This window comes from Chordicoccus furentiruminis (assembly GCF_019355395.1).
Taxonomy (GTDB): Bacteria; Bacillota; Clostridia; order Lachnospirales; family Lachnospiraceae; genus Chordicoccus; species Chordicoccus furentiruminis.
On sequence record NZ_CP048829.1, the window covers coordinates 1,384,650 to 1,405,113 of the forward strand.

The following is a 20,464-nucleotide window of genomic DNA, read 5'->3' on the forward strand; positions in this document are numbered from 1 at the left end:
TAATGGGAAAGACGAACAAATATGCAGGCACACAGACCGAGAAAAACCTGATGGAGGCGTTCGCCGGCGAGAGCAAGGCCAGAAACAAGTACACTTACTTCGCCTCCGTGGCAAAGAAGCAGGGCTACGAGCAGATCGCCGCGCTCTTCCAGAAAACCGCGGATAATGAGAAGGAGCATGCCAAGCTCTGGTTCAAGGAACTGGCGGGACTCGGCGACACAGCCGAAAACCTCGCGGACGCAGCCGAGGGCGAGAACTATGAGTGGACCGATATGTACGACGGCTTCGCCAAGACAGCCGAAGCGGAAGGCTTCACCGAGCTTGCGGCCCGCTTCCGTCTCGTCGCCGCGATCGAGAAGCATCATGAGGAGCGCTACCGCGCGCTGCTGCACAACGTCGAGACCGCCCAGGTCTTCGAGCGCAGCGAGGTAAAGGTCTGGGAGTGCCGCAACTGCGGTCATATCGTGATCGGCAAGGAAGCGCCGGAAGTCTGCCCGACCTGCAACCATCCGCGCAGCTTCTTCGAAATTCACGCAGAGAACTACTGATTCAAAAACAGCATCATCTTCCTCCATACAATCCATACGCTTCCGGGCCGCCCGCAAAGCGGACCGGCCCCGGAAGCGGACAGGCAGAGCGAAAAGCCGGCCGGCGTCTTAAGGCGCCGGCCGGTTTTTCGCCGTCTCCGAATACCGGAAGCGTATCCGCCCGCACTGTCGTCTGACCGCATCATCGATCCTCGGCTGTCATCGCAAAGGGGCGCCTCCCGGCAGTCCGCACTCCACCTGCAGCTTCCGCCGGCCATTTCCCGGAGGCGATCGGCGCTGCGGCCTTTCCGTTTCATTTTCCGTTTGCTCCGCCTCTGCCATATGCCGGATTGCCGGTTGCCATCAGCCGTCCCCTCCTGTAAGATTTCAGGCAGAGCGCGCGTCTTATTCCGTCCGCTCCTGACGATACTTCATACCGATCAATACTGATAAGGATCTGCTCCATGAAACTGCCCGATTGGATCCGGGACACACGCTTCCGGCAAAAACTCAATCAACTGATGATCCCGCTCTGTCTCCAGAGCCTGATGCTCTCTTCCGTCGCCGCCTGCGACGCGATCATGCTCGGCCGTCTCAGCCAGAACGCGATGGCCGCCGTCTCGCTGGCGACCCAGATTCAGTTCGTCCAGAATATGATCCTCAGCGCAATCACCGGCGCGCTCCAGATTCTCGGCGCCCAGTACTGGGGGCGGAACGACCGCGAGACCATCAACGATCTCTTCTGTCTGAGTCTCCGCCTGTCCGGACTGGTCTCATCCGTCTTCTGTCTGCTCTGCCTGCTTCTTCCGCAGCCGCTTATGGCGATCTTCACGAACGATCCGGAACTGATGCGGATCGGCGCGGGCTATCTCCGGATCGCGGGCTGGTCCTATCTTCTGACCGGCGTCACCGAATGCTATCTGACGACCATGAAGGTGACCGGTCATGCGGCACGGAGCAGCTGGATCAGTTCCGGCGCCGTCGTGATGAACATCGTCTTCAACGCAGTCCTGATCTTCGGCCTTCTCGGCGCACCCTCGATGGGCGTGCGGGGCGCGGCGCTCGCCACACTGCTCTCTCGCGTGATCGAGCTGGGATGGGCGGTCGTCTCCTCTTATCAGAAAAGCTTTATCCGCCCGGAGCTGCGGCTTCTCCTGAGGCTTCGGAGCCGCGTCGCCGGCGATTTCCGGACCTGCGCCCTGCCTCTGGCCGGGGCCGGTCTGTTCTGGGGAGTCGGCTTCACATCCTACACGGCGATTATCGGCCATCTCGGCGCGGATGCCGCCGCAGCCAACGCCGTCGCCGCGGTGATCCGCGATCTGACCTGCTGTCTCTGCAACGGGCTCGCCGGGGCCGGCGGCATTATGGTCGGAAACGAGCTGGGTGCCGGCCGCCTCGATCTCGGGAAGGAGTACGGCATCCGGATGGCGAAGATCGCCTTTGCCTGCGGTTTCTCTGTCACTGCTCTGGTCCTGATCCTGATCGCCCCGCTGCTTCGCTTCATCATCCTGACCGACCGCGCCCGTTCGCTCTTCATCGGGATGATGATCATCATGGCATTCTACATGATCGGCCGGTGCGTCAACACCATCATCATCAACGGCGTCTTCGCCGCCGGCGGCGATACGCTCTTCGACATGTACTCGCTGGCCGTCTGCATGTGGGGCATCGCGATCCCGCTGGCGCTTCTCGGCGCCTTCGTCTTCCACTGGCCGGTTCTGATGGTGTACGCCTGCACCTGCGTCGACGAGGTCGGCAAAATTCCGTGGGTGATGCTGCATTTCAGAAAATACAGGTGGGTAAAAAATCTGACGAGGTGAGAAGGAACCGGACGCATGGATGCAGACAGCTCCGTTACGGCGTTGTGCTCGGCGGCATCTCCGTCCGCGATTTCATCCCTACACATTCCTCTGCATGCTCTGCCTGAGCATTGCCCTGATTCGCATCTTTCTCTGCATTGACCTGTTTCACGTGGATGATGAGATCCGGGAAAAACACTCAACACTCAAAATTTCTGATTCTTATGCCTGGTTCTGTATATTGTTCCAGTTATTCAGCTGCTGTCAGCTTCTGATACATCCGCATCAGTTCACCGACACAGTCTGACTCGCTCATCTTCGTGCTGAATCCATAAGCCTGCATAACAGCGATGTCATTTCGTGTATGCGCTTTCCTCAGTTCCGGCGGCATGGTCAGCGGATCGTAAAGATCAGCAAGGGAAGAATCCGGATAAAGAGCACGGGCATCTAAGATACCTTGTGCGGTCTGGGAAATCCGGTTCTTCTGATCTTCCGTCGGTGTCGGCCACGGGAATGTGTTATAATCAATCGCGCCGGAATACTGATAATCGCTCTTGAGCCGACCGGTCACACATCGCACCCATGCCATGTGAACATTTGAAGTCAAAACTCCAAAATCATAGCAATCTGCATTTTCGACAATCAACAGCTTATTAGACGCAATCCACCCTTCTGGCAAAAATCCCATCGGAATGTATCTTCTTCTTTGTGATGAAACTTCTGGAATAGCAAGATACCGAACATCCTTCTTCTGCGGAGCGGAAAAGAATAAATATGGCGTTTCAGCTGCTTGCCTAGTTGGTTTAGCTGTGCTTTCACGTCGCATCTTACTGACTGCTTCTAATCTTCTTTTAACTTCTTTATTCTGTCGATAATACCTTGGGTTCACATCTCTAAGCCATAGACAATATCTTTTCTCATCATTATTGATGAAATCCCTTGATCCAACATACTGTAGAACAGGAAGACCAGGCGCACGCAAAGTGCGTTCAGGCTGCGAAGCTTGTGCTCCCGTTTTTTCTTCTCTTCTTCCGTCTCGTCCTTTGGTACAGTCTCGCTTACGCCATACTGTTTCAGAAACGCATCGTAAATCAATCCGACTATATCCCCTGCCTTGATGGAAACCTCCATCTCGTGGCTAAGCTCTTTGACTTCCTTCTTCACAAGAAAGTCCAGGAGCGGGTATCTCGTCTGGAGGTCAGGCAGTTCGATCTTTTGCTGTTCCGGGACCGTGACATTCATGTCATAGACCCAGATGTTCAGGAAATTGCAGGTCACGATCCATCTGGCCTTTTCATCGAACGGAAGATTATCGTTGTACCGCTTCGCCTGTTCATATGGCGTGAGCATTTCCCCGCCGGACTGCGGCTCCTTCTCATCCAGCGGATGCTTTGACCCCTTCTGTTCGATCAAAACCTTCACATCGGAAATATACCCGTCAATGTAGCGGGTATGAATTTTCCCATCGCCTTCACGAAGCTTCACCGGTTTTTCGAACTGAATATATTCCGTGGCATTTTCAACGCCGAGGATGTTCTGAAGCAGCTGGATCCAAAATGGATGGCAATCCTGCTTCTCATCTCCTCCGTCTCTCCATTTATTGATAAACTGTCTCGCAGCTTCTCTCTGCTGGGCATCTGTCATCTGATTCACCACTCTCTATATGAAGAAAGGGCCGGAAAGCGTCTAAGCTCCTGCCCTTCGAACATTTACCCTGATGCGCTGTTTCGCTTCTCCCATCTTACCATAAGAAATTGCAGACAGTCATCCGGTTTTCTTCTTCGGAAAAATTACACGCTCCCAGTCGTTTTCTTCGGCTCAAAGGAGATGTGCAACACCATACCCATGCCATCCGCAAGCCTCTGCAGAAGCTTAATGGACGGATTTCTGGTTCCATTCTCCAGCTTGCTGATCTCCGCCTGGTCAATTCCGGTGCGCTGCGCGAGTTCCTTCTGCGTGAGGTTCTGAGAAGCGCGGGCATCAATAATCGCCCTCACGACATCCATCTCCGGCTGCACTTCGTCATAAGCTTTAGCAAATTCCGGATCCTGCATTTTTATTTTCTTATATTCCTGAAGAGTCATTTCCGCTTCTCCTTTCTTTCGATATAGTCCTTTCGTCTCCTCTTCGCCAGGTCAATTTCTGACGGAGGCGTTTTCTGTGTTTTCTTTACAAAGCCGTTCGTCATTACAATCGTCGCTCCCTCGTAGAAGAAGTATAGCGTCCTTGTAATGTTTGAGCTGAATTTGCAGCGAAGTTCAAAGATTCCGTCGCCCAGATGCTCACTGTATGGAAGTCTCAGCGTATTGCCCTTCTCTTCCAGTATTTCGAGCATTGAGAACACCTTTGCTCCCATCTTGGGTTCGAGAGAATCGATAAAATCCTGAACCGGGCATTTCCCATCGGCTGTCTCATAAAATTCTACGGTAAACCTCATAGGCCTCTCCTTGTTGCAACTATATGAGATATATCCCATTCCGTCAAGAGCCGGCGGGATGCTTTTTTCGATCTGTACTATTGTTACGTTTACTTGAAATCGTAACAACGGTTCAAAACGTAACAAGGGTGCTCCTTTTTATCCGGCTCCATTTTCCCAAAGCGGCCCTGTCTCCTCTTAAACAGCGCATAAAAAGACGTCCGGGTAAACGCCAAAGTGCCCGGAACGCCTTGTTTTAAGCCACTTTCTGTGCCTGAACCCTTGTTTTACATTGTATTGTTTTTGGAGTGCCGATTTCATCATCAACGGCGTCCTCGCCGCCGGCGGCGATACGCTCTTCGACATGTACTCGCTGGCCGTCTGCATGTGGGGCATCGCGATCCCGCTGGCGCTTCTCGGCGCCTTCGTCTTCCACTGGCCGGTTCTGATGGTGTACGCCTGCACCTGCGTCGACGAGGTCGGCAAAATTCCGTGGGTGATGATTCACTTCAGAAAATACAAGTGGGTGAAGAATCTGACGAGGTGAGAAGGAACCGGACGCATGGATGCAGACAGCCTGCTGCGGATTTGCAGAAGACGTCAGACTGGCTGCGCGTGTACCAGCCTGTGTAATCGCCCAAAGCAGGGACAGATTCTGGAGCAAATGGGGCACCGGATCCGCACGGTGCGGCAGAGACGCAAAATCTCCGTCAACCAGCCTGGTGGCGGAAAGAGCAGGATTCTTGAATCGACTGCCGGAGAGATCGTCCGGGACATGCAGATTCAAATCAGAAACAGCGGGAAAACGATAGCGGCCCGCTTCCACATTTCAGAAAGGAGCATCCGGTATCGCCTCAGGAACGCTTCAACGCATTATAGGAGGCATCTTTATAATCAGCACGATTGGCGGCGCGGTCGTCAACATTATGCTGGATCCGATTCTGATTTCCGTTGCAGGGCTGGGAGCGGCAGGCGCAGCGATCGCGACTGTGATCGGATACGGCTTCACTGTCCTGTACAGTCTTTTTATCGTCAAAAAGAAAAGCTCCTGGCTATCTGTTTCTGTCAAGGAAATCAGTATATCCGGCACTTTCCAATGGCAGATTCTGTCTGTCGGGCTGGCCGCGACCGTTCCCAACATCATGCAGAGTTTTGGTGTGGTGTTTCTGAATCAGGCGCTGTTACCCTATGGAAACGATAAAATCGCAGCTATGGGAATCGCCATCAAGATCAGTCTGATCGTATTGATGATCATCCCTGGCCTTACCTTCGGCGGTCAGCCGCTCTTTGGATACTATTTCGGTTCCCGGAACAGAGACTGTCTGCAGCTGCAGGTAGTGTCCATGGTTCTTGTCGGTCTTATTATGCTGGCCACGATTCTGTTTCAGTCGGTCGGAATGGCCCTGCCTGCACTGCTGCAATGAAGTTGAAAGACGCTTTTCTCCAGGCCGTACAGAAGTCCGTTTTCACAGTGGTACTTCAGATGATTCAGTACGCGATCTGTCAGCGAGGCATTGGCTGCATCGGAGCAGACAATTGTGAACAGCTTTTGAGATAACACGCCCACCAGGAAATTAAGGAAACGGACATCATGCTTTAATGCATCCCCGTATTGCGCCAGAGGAATGACGATACTCACCGTTTCGGTCATGGCCTCTGCAAAAAACAGGGGCGGCGACGGCTGATAAAATTCCATATCCCCCAATAGAAATACACCGCTTCCCAGCGTCAGCGAATATTTCGCTCCATCATCCCGGATATGATAAATGCTGACCTGTCCCTCCACTACAATTTGCAGATGATGCTCTTCTTCACAAGGCTGACAGAGATATTCTCCCTTTTTATATACACAGCCAAAGAAGCCGATCTTATCGGGATCAAGGATCGTGTCAAGATGCGCTTTCTGACAAAGCTGCAGCAGAACCTGTTTGTCAAAAGTCCTTTTCACAGGCAACATCCTCTCTATTGTCGTTATTGGTGCCATATGGGGGTGATACATTTCGCTGCAGCCCCGCGCCCTTCGGGCTAAAAGAGACGCCGGAGCGGCGGTGCCTGAATACTATTCAAGAGCAGAGGAACCGGCCGCGATGCCGGATCCTCACCCTTTCTCCCCTCCCAGCTCCCTTCTCATCTTCACATGCGGGATCCCCGCTTCGATGAAATCCGCCGAGACGGCCCGGAAGCCCAGCTTCTCGTAGAAGCCCTCCGCGTGCTTCTGGGATTCCACATATACCCCACCTGCGTGAAAGGTCTCCGTGGCGGCGCGGAGAGCCGCCTCCATAAGCCGGCGGCCCAGCCCGCCGCCGCGCCTCCGGGTCAGCACCCGTCCGATCTGGACCGTGCCGGGTTCCTCCTGTTTCGGAAACATCCGAAGGTACGCGGTCACGGTCCCGGCCTCGTCCCGGCTGAAGATATGGAGGCAGTCATAATCGACGCCGTCCGCATCCGGATACAGGATCTTTTCCTCTCCGACAAAAACATCCGCCCGCGCGCGGAGAATCTCGTACAGCTCCCGCGCCGTCAGATCATCAAAAAACTTTGTCTCAAACCGCATGGCATGTTCCATTCCCTTCTGATTCTGAACCGGATAAACCCGCACCGGCCTTATCCCGCCCTCGACGTAAGATTCGAAAAATCAAAGAGATCCCCCATCGTCACCGGAGACTCTTCTTCGAGACCGAAAGCCCGGCGCACGTTTTTCCGGAACCGGCCGAACTGCTGCGGATCCCCGGCCATCCGATAAAGATCCGCCGTACTCCTCGCGTCGTTGAGGCCGTCGTGCGCCCGCCCCGAAAACTCAAGCCCGGCGATCAGCACGGCCTGTGACAGCGAAAGCTTCTTTTCAAAAGGAAGAAGCGCGCCGAATTCCGCCTGATAGTCGTGCCAGCAACCGAGCATCTCCTGAAGGGCAGCGCTCTGCCCGATCCCCTTGCAGTCCGTCTCCTTTATGATCTGCCGGCTGTCCGCATCGCTCCAGCTGTAGACCTCGCAGCCGTCCCCGCACCAGATCAGAAAACGGCGCAGGACGTCTTCCAGCGGCGGCGCGCTCTCAAGCTGGTCAAAATGGATATTCGTCAGCTTCTCGACAGCCGGTTCCATCGCGTCCGAAAGCTGTGGCTTCACGAACTCACGGAAACAGCCGGTTTCCTCGTTTTCGTCATTCAGCATCACGGCTCCGATCTCGATGATCTCCATCCTGAGGCCGCAGCGTTTCCGTATCTTCCAAGGAACGCCGTTCATCTCCAGATCCAGAAATATCTTTTTCACGACTCTGCTCCCCTTTCCCTCGCTCCGGACGTTCGCTTCACCGGTCCGGGCGGCTTTTCCATCTGCCGCCATCTTATCGCACCGGCTGTACAAATTTTTGTCCTTTTGATGATCGGGAAAGGCAGACCGCCGTATCTCACAGCACCCAGAGAAGCCCCTTCGCGTACAGAATGCCGAGTTCCATCTTCCTCTCCCTGTCGCCGAACCGGACGGTGATCGTCCGGTCCTGCACCGCCGTGACCGTTCCGGTTCCGAACCGGCTGTGCTCCACAAGCTGACCTTCGGAAAAAGACTGACAGTACGTCTCAAAGGCGGGGCCTTCCGGTTTCATCCCGGATGCGTCCGCCGGCTCTTCGCGTCTGAAAGAGCCGGCGGACAGGCCGCCGCGGGAGCCCGTCCGATCTCTTCCGTTCCGATCCGCGCGGGAGCCGTGCGTTCCCGCGCTCCGCACCTCCGCCGTCCCTCCCCGCGCCGTCTGCGCCGGCTTCACCGTTCCCACAAGGTCGTCCGCCAGCGCGGAGGAGGCGAAACGGAACAGGTTCAGCTCATTCTTCGCCCGCGTCGCCGCGACGTAGAAGAGCCGCCTTTCCTCCTCATAGACCGCCCGCTCCTCCTTCTGGGCGAAGCGGCCCGGCACACGGTCGGGGAAGATTCCGTCCGCCACATCCATCAGATAAACCCGGTCGTACTCCAGCCCCTTGCTGCCGTGAATCGTCGAGAGAAGGAACAGGCAGTCCGGCCGTTCCTCGTGCTCCCGGATCACGTCCCGCAGTTCGTCCAGACGCGCAAGAAAGCTCTCCATGCTGCCTTCGCGGTCCGCGATGGCCGTCAGGATCGCGATCTTCCCGTCCGAAAGTCCGGCCTTCTCCAGATAGTCCCCGTACCCCATCCGGCTGACAATCCGGCGGACCGCCGCGCCGCCCGAATCCTTCGTCAGCTGGTACAGCTGATTCTGGAGCGTTCTGCAGCTGGCTTTGCTGCCCGCCGGCACCTTCCTGTCCCGCTGCACGGCGGTCAGCACCGGAAGGCCGTGAGCCGGCGCGGCGGCGACGCGGACTGCATTTTCCCGGCTGAGATAGGAATTCAGCTTGTAGTAGATCTGAAGAAACAGCGCGGCGTCCGACGGATCCAGCGCGAAGCGGCAGATATTCACGATATCCGTCACGACACGGCTCGTGAAGAACGTCAGATCCGCGCTGCGGATCCGGTACGGAATGCCCCGCCGCTCCAGCAGATCCACCAGCGGCAGCGCGCTCTCGTTGTCACGGTAGAGCACGGCGGTCTCACGGCGGCAGTCGGCCGCCACTTTGGCAAGATACGCGTACTGGGCCGCCCGGGAGGTGAGCGTGACTGCCCGGACCGCGCTTCTCTCCTGCCCTTCCGCAGCGCGAGACCGTGTATCCGTCTTTCTCGCCGCACGCATATGCTTCGGATGACGCAGCGCGTTGCGCTGGATGAAGCGGTCCGCTGCGTCGACAATCGCGCCGTCCGATCGGTAATTTTCCTCCATCAGGAGGACCTTCGCGCCGGGATGCTGCTTCTCAAAATCAAGCAGGGCCTCCGGATACGCCGCGCGGAAGCCGTAGATACTCTGGTCCTCGTCGCCGACCATAAACAGATTGTCCCGCTTCCCGGCCAGCAGCCGGATGACGGCATGCTGGATCTTCGACGTGTCCTGTGCCTCATCGACGCAGATATAAGGATACTGTTCCTGAAAATGCAGCCGCGTCTCCGGACTTCTCCTCAGAATGTTCCACGCGTAGGTCATCTGGTCGTCAAAATCCATCCATCGCTCCGCGCGCTGCCGCTCCACGTAGCGCCGGTACACCGTTGAAAACGGATACCCCGCGTCATGATCCATCGCCTCGATTTCCTTGCCGGTCATCATGCCGTTCTTGACGCAGGTGATCCTCGCCCTCAGATTCGCCAGCTCGCTCTCGGTGAGATATTCCTGCGCCGTCTCGCGGTAGATCTCCGCCAGCACACCGCCGATCTGCCGGTCGTCGGTGACAAGCCGGTACGGCTCCCGGCCGATCATCCGGCCGAAGTACCGGATGATCCGGAGGCAGAGGGAATTGATCGTCCGGAAATCGGGGCATGGCGCGTCCCCGAAATACATCCGGTACCGGGCCTCCATGTCCTTTGTCGCCGAGACGGTGTAGGTCAGCGTCAGGATCCGGTCCGCCGGGATCTTTTTCCCGAGAATCATATAGCCGAGCCGGGCGATCAGAACCGTTGTCTTGCCGCTTCCGGGCACGGCAAGCAGCAGCACAGGTCCGTCGACGGCCCGGACGGCCGCCTGCTGCTGGGGATTAAGCTGAATCGGAAGAGAATTCTTTGTCATGAGAGGCATCATACCACGGCACGGGCAGTCCGGGCAACGATACCGGAAGCGGTTGGCAATTGCGCTTTCTCTCCCGGGGGACTACAATAACAGTATCTTTGCACTCATTTCATTTCACGGAGGGAAACATGAAAAAACTGATCATCACGGACAAGAACGCATGTCAGGCATGTCTCGCCTGCGAAGCAGCGTGCTCCACGGCCTTTTACAAGGAATTTGACCCTGACAAATCCTGCATCCGGATCACGGCGAAGCCTGACGGCTCCCCGCTGCCGAAAGTCTGCCTGCAGTGCGGCAAGTGCGCGCGTACCTGCCCGAGCGGCGCAATCAAGCAGAACGCGAAGGGAACCTATATCATCGATAAAAAGCTCTGCACCGGCTGCGGCGAGTGCGTGAAGGTCTGCCCGATGCATGTGATGGTCAAGGCGCCGGACAAGCCGTACACCTCCAAGTGCATTGCCTGCGGCATCTGCGCGAAGGCATGTCCGATGGGAATCCTCGCTGTCGTGGAAAAATAACAGGCACCCGTCAGACGTCAGGAGAAAAGGAGCATGATGCAGGCAGTTTCAAACTTTATCCATGCATTTGACAATCTCGTCTGGGGTATCCCGATGCTGGTTCTTCTTCTCGGAACCGGCATTTTTCTTTCCGCGCGCCTCGGCTTTCTTCAGTTCCGCCGTTTCGGCTTCATCATGAAGCATACCGTGGGCCGTCTCTTCGGCTCGCGGAACGCAGACAGCCGGGACGGGACGCTGACGCCGGTTCAGGCACTGACGACCGCGCTGGCAGGAACCGTCGGCACGGGCAATATCGCCGGCGTGGCCGGGGCCATCGCGCTGGGCGGACCGGGCGCCATCTTCTGGATGTGGGTCGCGGCTCTGTTCGGGATGTGCACAAAATACGCGGAGATTCTGCTGGCGGTTCATTTCCGGAAGAAAAACGTCCGGGGCGACTTCGTCGGCGGTCCGATGTACTATATCGAAAACGGACTGGGCGCCCGCTGGCACTGGCTGGCTGTGCTGTTCAGTGTCTTCGGGATGATCGCCGCGCTTGGCACAGGATGCATGACGCAGATCAACACAATCGCCGCGTCCATCGGATCCGTCTTTCAGTCCTTCCGGCCCGGCCTCGATGACGGCACGCTGACCTTTATCTACGCCTTCGTCGGTGTGGCCGCCGCCATCCTCACGATCCTCGTCCTGTTCGGCGGACTTAAGCGGATCGGATCCGTCACGGAGCGGCTCGTCCCGGTGATGGCGCTGATCTACATTCTGGCCGCGCTGGCCGTCGTCTTCACGCACCTCTCCTCCGTCGGCCCGGCTTTCGCGCAGATTTTCAAAGGCGCCTTCCGGCCCTCCGCCATCAGCGGAGGGCTCGCCGGTGTCGCGATGCAGCAGGCCATGAAGGCGGGATTCGGCCGGGGGATTTTCTCAAACGAGGCCGGTCTCGGCACCGCTCCGATCGCCCACGCGGCGGCGGACGTCACGCATCCTGTGCATCAGGCGATGTACGGCGTCTTCGAGGTCTTCGCCGACACGATCGTGATCTGCACGCTGACCGCACTTTCGATTCTGGTCTCCGGGGCGGCCGCCGGCCACTACGGCCGGGCCGCCGGCTCGGAGCTTACGATCGAAGCCTTCGGCGCCACCTTCGGCCCCCGGCTCGCCTCCGTCATCGTCGCACTCTGCATCACGATGTTCGCGTACTCGACGCTGCTGTCATGGAGTCTCTACGGCGGACGCTGCATGGAATTTCTCTTCGGTGCCCGCGGGATGGCAGTCTATCAGGCGATCTACGTCGTCTTCGTCGTGGTCGGCGCCACAGTGGAACTGGATCTGGCATGGCAGATCGCGGACAGCGCCAACGCACTGATGGCGATTCCGAACCTGATCGCGGTGCTCTTCCTCTCGCCGACCGTCGTCCGGCTGACCCGGAACTATTTCGGGCAGCACGCGCCGGACGGACGCCGCGCAGAATAAATCACGCCGCGGCCGGGCCGCTGCGGCGCGTCAGACCGTATTTCATCTTCTGCGCCGTCAGACGGCGCACCGCATCATCCGGAAGGGGGCTTTATCATGCGGCTGGAACGGATTCAGAAGTATCTGAAACAGAAGGGCTGGGATTACGCCTATGGGGAGGAAAACGGCTGCGGCAGCATCGATTTCTGGCATAAAGGGCTGTCATATCACATCTGGGAATACCCGCCGGAGGAACCGGGCTGTGAGAGCAACGTCCGTTCGGTAGGCCGGCAGGAGGAGTTCGAGGGGGACTACGAGCAGCAGATCCTCGATATTCTGAAGACGTGGTGAAGGCAGCTCCCGGAGGCGCCGGAACGATCTCATCAAACCTAATTTATAATTCTTTTCCCGATTCTTCACAAATTGATGTGAAATCGTTCACACATGATACATATTCGGCCTGTATAGTACCAACCATAAGATATTTAATATATCTTATACAGAGTAAACACAGAATTGAGTATCTTTTAGGAATGTCTGAAAAGCCTTGATTTTACTGGATTTCTTGTGTTTCGCCGACCCCTACTTTTTAGTATCATTGAGCGAAAACAAGCGACTTTTGATAAATTTAAGCGACAAACAAGCGACAAATTTTAACCGCCCGGAGCGGTTCTTTTTTTGCCCTTTTTTAGTTCGTCTTGCGGAACAGCTTCATGTCAATAGCCTGCATTGCCCTTGCTTCACTTTCCGCGAAAACGTGGCTGTATGTGTCAAGCGTCGTTTTCGTTGTGCTATGCCCTAACCTGTCGGCAATCACGCGGGCGGCTATATCGGAGTTAATGAGCAATGAAGCGTGTGTGTGCCGCATCGTGTGCAAGTGTATGTCTTGCGGCAAGTCTGTTCCTTTGATAACCCGTTTCAGCTTTTGATTGATATTCCCGCCGAGGTAGAAGCCGCCGGAATTGTTCGTGAATACCAGTTCCGCGTTTTTCCACGTCCCGCCGGACTGCAACCGCCGCTTTGCCTGTTCTGTCTTGTGGCGTTTCAGCAAGTCAATGATGTATTCCGGCAAGACAATTCGCCGTGTGCTGTCCTCTGTTTTCGGTTCCTGCCTGATATACACCCCGTCAACCCTGACAAGCGTATGACGTATAAACATCATGCCTGTATCGAGGTTTATATCTTCCCAATAGAGCGCGGACAATTCGCCCGCCCGCATTCCTGACGCTATCAGCAAATTGATAATGACTTCAAACTGAAAATCGTCTTGTGCTGAAAGAATGTCTAACAGTTCCCGGCATTGTTCTTCATTCAGATATGCGGCGGGGGCTGTATCGACTTTAGGCGGCGTGGCAAGCTTGCACGGGTTCCGGCGCATGATTTCTTTCTTGACCGCCGCCGTGAATATGGCGGACAGGTTCAATTTCAGTTTGTTTGTAGAAGCCCCGGACAATCCCCGCTTTTCTGTCATATCGTCAAATGCCTTGTTTAACGGCATCCCGATTGCCGCCGCTATCTTTTCGGCGTGGTCACGTCCCATTGTCTTGCCCTGCAAGGCGTTATATATGGCGGAACGGCTGACACCTGCTTTGTCTGCAAGTTCCTGACGCTTGAAGCCGTCAAGCAATGCCCTGTCTTTCAGCTTGAACGACTGTTCCATATTGCCGGATTTCTGCAATTCTGCAAAAAGGCTGTCGAGCATGGGCGCGGTAATGTTCTTTAGCTTTTCACGCCCTAACACCGGGATAATGTGGTCATAAACGCCCTTGCGGTAGTTTACAAGCACGTTCGGCTTTAAGGTTTGCGGCGCAACCGTGGAATAGTACCATTCTGCCAATTCTGAAAGCGTCCTGTTTTCATCAAGGGCGACATAGCCCCGGATTTTATCTTCCCACGTTGCCGCGAACGCCTTTGCCAACTTTTCCGCTTTCCCCGGCGTTACACCGTCCGGCGGGCGGAACGTCGTTGTTTTCTTGCGCTGCTTCCCGCTTTCATCATAACCCATGTATGCGGTTATGGTGTAAGTGTCGCCGCGCTTCCTGATACTTGCCATAAAACCACCCTTTCTTATTGTATATTCATATTTGCCCGCATGAAGTCAAGCAAATACGTTTCCATGTACTTTGCAGCTTTCCATTCGCAGAATTCGCTTTCATTCTCTGTGTCGCCGTCTGCTGCTTCAAGCTGCCGTTTCCTGCCGTACCATGTCGCCGCCTGTTCCAATGCAAGGTAAAAGTCTTTATCCCCTAACAGGCGATCAAGCAGGGGCAGCATATAGGGAGCATCTTCAAAATAACCGTCTTTTATCAGCTTCATGTTTTCGACTGTCCGTTCCGACAGGCCGAGCATTTCACGGACGGGAATATCTTCAAGAATGGTTCCTGTAATAAGATAATCCGTCGTCACATTGAAGTATTCCGCGATCTTCAACAGCTTGTCCACGTTGGGCTGTGTTTCCCCCGTCGTATAAAGGGAAAGGGTTTGCGGGCGAACGTTCACAGCTTCAGCAAGTTCTTTCTGTGTCGTTCCGTGCTGTTCCATCAATTCACGCAACGTCGCCGCAAAATGGGAATTGTATAGTTCGATAGATGAACCTTTTCTTGTTTTCGGCATTTTCTTTTTCCTTTCAAATGACGCTTTTCTTGAACATATTAAAAGTGATTCAAGGAAACTTGACTTAGCGGGCGAACCTGCTATAATGCAATTATAGACAGGGGAACCGCCTTTGTCAAGGAAAACTATCAAGAAAAACGAATCTTAATGAAAGGGGGCGCGACCGTGGAAAAGCCCGCATTGACCATAAAGGAAACCGCAAAAGAATTCCAGTTCCCGGAATACGCAATCAGAACACTTGTGAAGCGCGGGGCGTTCCCCGTCATTCAAGTGGGAAACCGCTGCTATATCACACGGGAAATCTTTGCAGACTACATCAAGAAAGGGGGCGAAACCTTTGCTGCTTCACGTTGACAGATACAAATTCAATATCAAGCCGGAACGCGGCGAAATCGGCGGCATAAAGTCCCGGTTCACCAAATCGGCAAGTATTAAGGATATGAACGTCAAGCAGATTGCCGCCGCCCTGACAGCCGGAAAGACCATTCAGCCGGGTGTATGTCCGTTTTCGGAGCGCAGCCGCGCAGCCGGGAAAAATGGAACCGTCAAGGAAGATTTCGCACGGCAGACAATCTTTCTTGACGACATAGACAACAAGCGCACGGACGTTCCCATTGAAACCCCGGCGCACGTTGCGGAAGTATTAGCCGCCCACAATCTGAAAGCGGCGTTCATGTATGACACTTTCAACAGCACCGACGAAAACGAGCGGTTCCGCGTTGCCGTCGTTTGCGGCGAGGAAATCACCGACAAAGACGAACGCGACAGAATACAGCGGGCTTTAATTGCCCTGTTCCCGCAATCTGACACAGATTGCACCAATGCCGACAGAATCTTTTTCGGAACGGAAAAAGGCTTGATTGACGGTCATACCGATTATGAAGCGGTATGCAGTAAAGCCGATCTGTTAGCCCTTGCCGATGAAATGCAGATACCGGAACACCCGGAACAGGAAGAAAAGGCGGCAAAAGAAGCACAGGCGGTGAAAGAATCCCCGTGGACAAAGTTCGGGGAAATCATACCGACCGGACAGCGGCACGGAACGCTTGTTAGCTTTGCGGCAACCGTCCTGACCAAATACGGCATTACCGAACAGGCGCATGAAATCTATATGCAGCGCGTCGCACAATGCGAGGAACCGAAACCGGACGACGAAATAGAAAAGATATGGCGGGACGCCTGCAAGCATTATGAAAAGAATATTGCAACGAATCCGGCCTATCTGACCCCGGCGGAATATGTCGCACAGGAATTTGCGCAGAGCGTTGAACCGACCGATTACACAGACGTAGGACAAGCACGGGTTTTCATGGCGCAGTATGGCGACAGACTGAAATACAGCGCTGCAACAAAATGGCTTGTCTATGACGGCAAAGTATGGAACGAAAGCGAATTGCAGGCGCGGAAGCTGTCGCAGGAATTGACCGACCGACAGTTAAAGGACGCACGGAAGCGGTTAAAAGCTGCCCGCGCTGCCGAGGACGCAGCCATTGAAGCAGGCGACGAGGAAGCCGAAAAAGACGCAAAGCAGGCAGTACGGGCGGCGAAAGAATACCGTTCCTTTGTACTTGACCGCCGGAAAACAAGCCGCATTGCGGCGACGTTGACAGAAGCGGAACCAATGGCTGAAATAGCCGTTTCCGAACTGGACAAAGACGGGTTCCTTTTGAACACACCCGCCGGAACCGTTGACCTGAAAACCGGGAAAATGCGCCCGCATGACCCGCAGGATTTCATAACCAAAATGACAGCGGTTTCCCCGTCGCTTGACGGTATGAACGAATGGCTTGCTTTCCTTGACCGCCTGACTTGCGGCGACCGGGAATTGCAGGATTATTTGCAGGTATGTTCCGGTATGGAAGCCGTCGGCAGCGTTTACGTTGAAAAGCTGACCGTGGCATACGGCAGGGGCGGCAACGGCAAAAGCACGTTCTACAACGCAAAAGCGCGGGCAATGGGCGACTATTACGGCACACTGTCCGCCGAAACCCTGACCGTGAATTGCAGGAAGAACAAAAGCCCTGAATATGCAGAATTGCGCGGCAAGCGTCTTGTCATTGCGGCGGAACTGCAAGAGGGTATGCGCCTTGATACTGCCGTCGTCAAGCAGCTTTGCAGCACTGACCCCATACAGGCGGAAAAGAAGTATAAAGACCCGTTCAAATTCCTGCCATCGCACACAACGGTTCTTTATACAAATCACCTGCCGAAAGTGGGAACCAACGACAGCGGCACATGGGACAGGCTTGTTGTGGTTCCGTTCAACGCCCGTTTCCGTGGTATGCAGGGTGAAATCCTGAATTACACGGAATACCTGCTTGAACATTGCGGCGGCGCTATCCTGTCATGGGTTATTGAGGGCGCACGGAAGTTCTATGCGGCAGGCTTTCATATTGAACAGCCGGAATGTGTCAAACGCGCTATCGCTGAATACCGCTTTGACAATGACTGGTTAAACGCCTTTTTGGAAGAATGTTGCGAGGTTTCCCCGGAACACACGCAACGGGCGGGCGATCTGTTCGACGCATACCGGACGCATTGCACCGATACGCACGAATGGGCGCGGGGCGCAGGCGACTTCAAAGCAGCACTGACCGGGGCGGGCTTTAATTGGCGCAAGACAGCGGCAGGCGCGTTCTATTACGGGCTGAAATTAAAGTCTGACTTTGAACCAATCGTCCCGCTTTGACCTTGCGGGCGTGTGTGAATGACGGGCAATGACACCCATGTACTAAAGTTTCAGATTTCAAAAATCGGTTTTCCCATAAGGAACTTTTGTGATTGCCCGTCATTGCCTGTCATATCCCCCCGCCACACCGCAAGAAAGCAGGCGGCAGGGCAACGGTGCAGGGGCTTTCTTTTCCCCCGCAGAGAAAAAACAATTTCAGGAAAGGAGTTTCGACCAATGAGCATTTTATCAAGCCTGTTCCGACCGAAACAGACCCCGCCGCAAGCCGTGATTGAGATAAACAACACGTTTTCCAGTTTCAGCGGCACAGCATACGGAAACGCAGCGTTCCGCGCAGCCGTGGACGCTATCGGCAGGCACACGGCAAAATTACAGGCGCACAGCGACGACAGCGGCCTTGAAAACCTGCTGAATACCGCCCCGAACGCTTATATGTCCGGGTATGACCTGCTGTATAAGACAGCGGCGGCATACTTTACAAATAACAATGCGTTCCTGCTGCTTGCCCGCGACGACACCGGGCGCATTACGGCAGTTTATCCGATCACCCCGCAAAGCGTCGAGTTTGTCCCCGGCACGGACGGCGCATTATATCTTGACTGCCTGTTCCCGGACGGCAGACAGGTTTTGTTCCCCTATGCCGATATTATCCATTTGCGGCGGCATTTCCTGACCAACGATCTGTTAGGCGACGGGAACGCGCCGTTGTTCCCGCTGCTTGATACGGCGGAAACGCTCAATCAAGGTATATCGGCAAGCGTGAAAAATGGAACAAGCATTCGCGGCGTTCTGAAATTTACGTCGCTTGTCAATCCGGCGCAGGTGAAAACGGAAAAGGAACAGTTCGTTTCCGACTATTTCAACCCGGCGAATTCCGGCGGCGTGGCGGCAACCGATCAACGCTTTGACTTTGTTCCTACCAATGTAACCCCGTACAGCATCCCGCAAGAACAGGTTGAAGCCGTGAACAAGCAGATATTCGACTATTTAGGCGTAAACGGGAAAATCATTTCCGGCAGCTATACGGAAAACGAATTCAGCGCGTTCTATGAAAGCGTAGTGGAACCGTTCGCCTTGCAGCTTTCGCAGGAATTCCACCTGAAAAGCGGCGCGGCGATCACGTTCACAGCGGAACGCATGGAGTTTTCCAGCGCGGCAACGAAAATCAAGCTGCTGCATGAAGCCGCTCCGTTAGGGCTTTTGACCGTTAATGAAGCCCGCCGCATTTTGGCATTACCGCCCGTCGAGGACGGCGACAGGCGTTTGCAATCCCTGAACTATGTTTCCGCTGAAAAAGCGGACGCATACCAACTTGAAGAAAGCGAGGTAAACACCGATGAAGCATGAAACACAGACCCGTTGTTATGAAGTCCGGGCAGCGGACAAGCCCCTGACCCTGACCGGCGTTGCCGTGGTATTCAATCAGCCCGCCGATTTAGGCAGCATCAAAGAGGTTATCGCCCCGGACGCATTGCGCGGGCTTGACCTGAACGACATTGTATTGATTACCAATCACGACGGCGGACAGATACCCCTTGCGAGAAGCCCGAAAACCCTTTCCCTGACCGTCACAGAACAGGGGCTTGAAATGTCGGCGGAACTGCCGGACACGGAACAGGCGCGGGCGGTATATGAAGCCGTCAAGCGGGGCGACCTGTCGCAAATGTCCTTTGCGTTCGATATAGGCGCGGCGGACTATGACGAGCAGACGCAGACCCGCACAATTACCCAAATCAGCAAAGTTTATGAAATCAGTATCGTAAACTATGCGGCGTACACTCAAACCCATGTAGAAGCGCGAAAAGCGCAGGAGGAGGAAAAAGCTATGTTCAATCCCATTACCGCAAGCCTTGAAAAAGGCAGCACCGCAACCGACACCCACAACACCCCGGAATACCGCACGGCGTTCTATAAGACCCTTATGGGCAAGGAACTGACCGACGCGGAAAGCCGCGCCTATGAAGCCGCGCAGGCGGAGAAACGCGCCGACGCTTTCAACACGCTTTCCAGTTCCGCCGCCGTCGTTCCTACCACAACCCTGAATGAAGTTGTGAAGCAGGCGCGGGGCGTGAACGGCTTGTTTGATGAAATCCGCCTGTTCTCTGTCCCGAACAATCTTTCCGTTCCCGTCGGAACCCCCGGCGACGCTGCAAGCTGGCACACCGAGGGCGCAGCCGTGGAGCGCAAGGACGTGACAACCGCCGCCGTCACCTTTACCGGGCGGGAGCTTATCAAGGTTATGTCCATGTCCGCCGCCGTAAAGCGCATGGATATTTCCGCGTTTGAGCGTTATATCACGGACGAACTGAAAGCAAGCATCGCGGACGCTATCGGCGCGGCTATCGTTTCCGGCACGGGCAGTGGACAGCCCACGGGCATTCTGTCCGGCGTGACGTGGAACAACAAAAACCGCATTCAGACCGCAAGCCTGACCGCCGACAACCTGCTTTCCGCTATCGCCCTGTTGCCCGCCGGGTATGCAGCCGGGGCAAAGTTCGCAATGTCCACGGCAACCCTGTTCGGCACGGTTTACCCGCTGAAAGACGGGGACGGGCGTTATTTCTTCACCGACCCGGAGCGCGGCGGCGTCCGTCGCCTGTTCGGTTTTGAAATCGTGCTTGACGACAATATCCCCGCCGGAACTATCCTGTTCGGCAATTTCCGCTATTACGGCGTGAATATCCCGCAGGGCGTTGCGGTAGAGGTTAGCAGGGAAAGCGGCTTTACAAGCGGACTGATTGACTACAGGGCGCTTTGTATCGCGGACGGCAAGCCCATTGTACCGGGCGCGTTCGTCAAGGTTGAGGTACAGGCGGCGGGCTAATCCCCGCCCCTGACCCGGAAAGGCAGG

20 protein-coding genes and 1 pseudogene are annotated in these 20,464 nt (G+C 55.3%); 11 read left to right on the plus strand and 10 right to left on the minus strand.

The window, feature by feature from the left end; genetic code table 11:
* Positions 1-2 precede the first annotated feature (2 nt).
* Positions 3-548, plus strand: coding sequence for a rubrerythrin (gene rbr, locus G4C92_RS06495; RefSeq protein ID WP_274941760.1), 546 nt, complete (start codon positions 3-5; stop codon positions 546-548).
* Between the two features lie 443 nt (positions 549-991).
* Positions 992-2,347: an MATE family efflux transporter gene (locus G4C92_RS06500; RefSeq protein WP_274941761.1), complete on the plus strand. Its 1,356-nt coding sequence runs from the start codon at positions 992-994 to the stop codon at positions 2,345-2,347.
* 229 nt (positions 2,348-2,576) lie between these two features.
* On the opposite strand, the gene G4C92_RS14920 is transcribed toward G4C92_RS06500, so the two are convergent.
* The 4 genes from G4C92_RS14920 to G4C92_RS06515 form a co-directional block, all read right to left on the minus strand.
* A complete protein-coding gene (locus tag G4C92_RS14920) occupies positions 2,577-3,308 on the minus strand; it encodes a type IIL restriction-modification enzyme MmeI (RefSeq protein WP_330654829.1) in 732 nt (243 codons plus the stop codon).
* Positions 3,212-3,970 (minus strand): type IIL restriction-modification enzyme MmeI, encoded by a 759-nt coding sequence (locus tag G4C92_RS14925; RefSeq protein ID WP_330654852.1) that lies wholly within the window; start codon positions 3,968-3,970, stop codon positions 3,212-3,214. Before G4C92_RS14925 ends, G4C92_RS14920 begins: the two co-directional genes overlap by 97 nt.
* Positions 3,971-4,116: 146 nt before the next feature.
* The gene (locus G4C92_RS06510; protein WP_274941762.1) at positions 4,117-4,410 is read right to left on the minus strand and encodes a helix-turn-helix domain-containing protein; all 294 of its coding nucleotides are present in this window, start codon (positions 4,408-4,410) and stop codon (positions 4,117-4,119) included.
* Positions 4,407-4,763 carry a type II toxin-antitoxin system RelE/ParE family toxin gene (locus G4C92_RS06515; protein ID WP_274941763.1) on the minus strand — a complete coding sequence of 119 codons (357 nt, stop codon included), beginning with the start codon at positions 4,761-4,763 and terminating at the stop codon, positions 4,407-4,409. Before G4C92_RS06515 ends, G4C92_RS06510 begins: the two co-directional genes overlap by 4 nt.
* Before the next feature lie 298 nt (positions 4,764-5,061).
* Here G4C92_RS06515 and G4C92_RS06520 point away from each other — a divergent pair.
* A pseudogene (locus tag G4C92_RS06520) lies at positions 5,062-5,289 on the plus strand (MATE family efflux transporter); the annotation flags it as partial.
* Between the two features lie 379 nt (positions 5,290-5,668).
* A complete protein-coding gene (locus tag G4C92_RS06525) occupies positions 5,669-6,166 on the plus strand; it encodes an MATE family efflux transporter (RefSeq protein ID WP_274941764.1) in 498 nt (165 codons plus the stop codon).
* Here G4C92_RS06525 and G4C92_RS06530 read toward each other — a convergent pair.
* From G4C92_RS06530 to G4C92_RS06545, 4 genes are all read right to left on the minus strand, one after another.
* A complete protein-coding gene (locus G4C92_RS06530; protein ID WP_274941765.1) occupies positions 6,127-6,690 on the minus strand; it encodes a Crp/Fnr family transcriptional regulator in 564 nt (187 codons plus the stop codon). The two genes, G4C92_RS06525 and G4C92_RS06530, sit on opposite strands and share 40 nt — an antisense overlap.
* 150 nt (positions 6,691-6,840) lie before the next feature.
* On the minus strand, positions 6,841-7,308 hold the full coding sequence (locus tag G4C92_RS06535) for a GNAT family N-acetyltransferase (protein ID WP_274941766.1): 468 nt from the start codon (positions 7,306-7,308) through the stop codon (positions 6,841-6,843).
* A 38-nt stretch (positions 7,309-7,346) separates the two neighbouring features.
* Positions 7,347-8,081 (minus strand): 3'-5' exonuclease, encoded by a 735-nt coding sequence (locus G4C92_RS06540; protein WP_274941767.1) that lies wholly within the window; start codon positions 8,079-8,081, stop codon positions 7,347-7,349.
* 64 nt (positions 8,082-8,145) lie between these two features.
* Positions 8,146-10,353, minus strand: coding sequence for an ATP-dependent helicase (locus G4C92_RS06545; protein ID WP_274941768.1), 2,208 nt, complete (start codon positions 10,351-10,353; stop codon positions 8,146-8,148).
* A gap of 128 nt (positions 10,354-10,481) precedes the next feature.
* On the opposite strand from G4C92_RS06545, the gene G4C92_RS06550 reads away from it, so the two are divergent.
* The 3 genes from G4C92_RS06550 to G4C92_RS06560 all read left to right on the plus strand — a co-directional run bounded on the left by G4C92_RS06550 (position 10,482) and on the right by G4C92_RS06560 (position 12,662).
* The gene (locus tag G4C92_RS06550) at positions 10,482-10,871 is read left to right on the plus strand and encodes a 4Fe-4S binding protein (protein ID WP_274941769.1); all 390 of its coding nucleotides are present in this window, start codon (positions 10,482-10,484) and stop codon (positions 10,869-10,871) included.
* A gap of 33 nt (positions 10,872-10,904) precedes the next feature.
* Positions 10,905-12,332, plus strand: a complete 1,428-nt coding sequence (locus tag G4C92_RS06555; protein ID WP_274941770.1) for an alanine/glycine:cation symporter family protein — start codon at positions 10,905-10,907, stop codon at positions 12,330-12,332.
* 96 nt (positions 12,333-12,428) lie between these two features.
* Positions 12,429-12,662 carry a kinase gene (locus G4C92_RS06560; protein ID WP_274941771.1) on the plus strand — a complete coding sequence of 78 codons (234 nt, stop codon included), beginning with the start codon at positions 12,429-12,431 and terminating at the stop codon, positions 12,660-12,662.
* A 337-nt stretch (positions 12,663-12,999) separates the two neighbouring features.
* Here the strand turns inward: G4C92_RS06560 and G4C92_RS06565 are convergent, their stop codons facing one another.
* Both G4C92_RS06565 and G4C92_RS06570 read right to left on the minus strand, forming a co-directional pair.
* Positions 13,000-14,364 carry a tyrosine-type recombinase/integrase gene (locus G4C92_RS06565; protein ID WP_274941772.1) on the minus strand — a complete coding sequence of 455 codons (1,365 nt, stop codon included), beginning with the start codon at positions 14,362-14,364 and terminating at the stop codon, positions 13,000-13,002.
* Positions 14,365-14,378: 14 nt separating this feature from the next.
* Complete coding sequence (locus G4C92_RS06570) at positions 14,379-14,924, minus strand: helix-turn-helix domain-containing protein (protein ID WP_274941773.1); 546 nt, start codon at positions 14,922-14,924, stop codon at positions 14,379-14,381.
* A 165-nt stretch (positions 14,925-15,089) separates the two neighbouring features.
* On the opposite strand from G4C92_RS06570, the gene G4C92_RS06575 reads away from it, so the two are divergent.
* From G4C92_RS06575 to G4C92_RS06590, 4 genes are all read left to right on the plus strand, one after another.
* Entirely contained in the window at positions 15,090-15,278 is a 189-nt protein-coding gene (locus G4C92_RS06575) for a helix-turn-helix domain-containing protein (protein ID WP_274941774.1), read from the plus strand.
* Positions 15,262-17,613 (plus strand): phage/plasmid primase, P4 family, encoded by a 2,352-nt coding sequence (locus G4C92_RS06580; protein ID WP_274941775.1) that lies wholly within the window; start codon positions 15,262-15,264, stop codon positions 17,611-17,613. The genes G4C92_RS06575 and G4C92_RS06580 overlap by 17 nt, the downstream gene beginning before the upstream one ends.
* A gap of 216 nt (positions 17,614-17,829) precedes the next feature.
* On the plus strand, positions 17,830-18,960 hold the full coding sequence (locus tag G4C92_RS06585) for a phage portal protein (RefSeq protein WP_274941776.1): 1,131 nt from the start codon (positions 17,830-17,832) through the stop codon (positions 18,958-18,960).
* The gene (locus G4C92_RS06590) at positions 18,950-20,437 is read left to right on the plus strand and encodes a phage major capsid protein (RefSeq protein ID WP_274941777.1); all 1,488 of its coding nucleotides are present in this window, start codon (positions 18,950-18,952) and stop codon (positions 20,435-20,437) included. Before G4C92_RS06585 ends, G4C92_RS06590 begins: the two co-directional genes overlap by 11 nt.
* Positions 20,438-20,464: the final 27 nt, after the last annotated feature.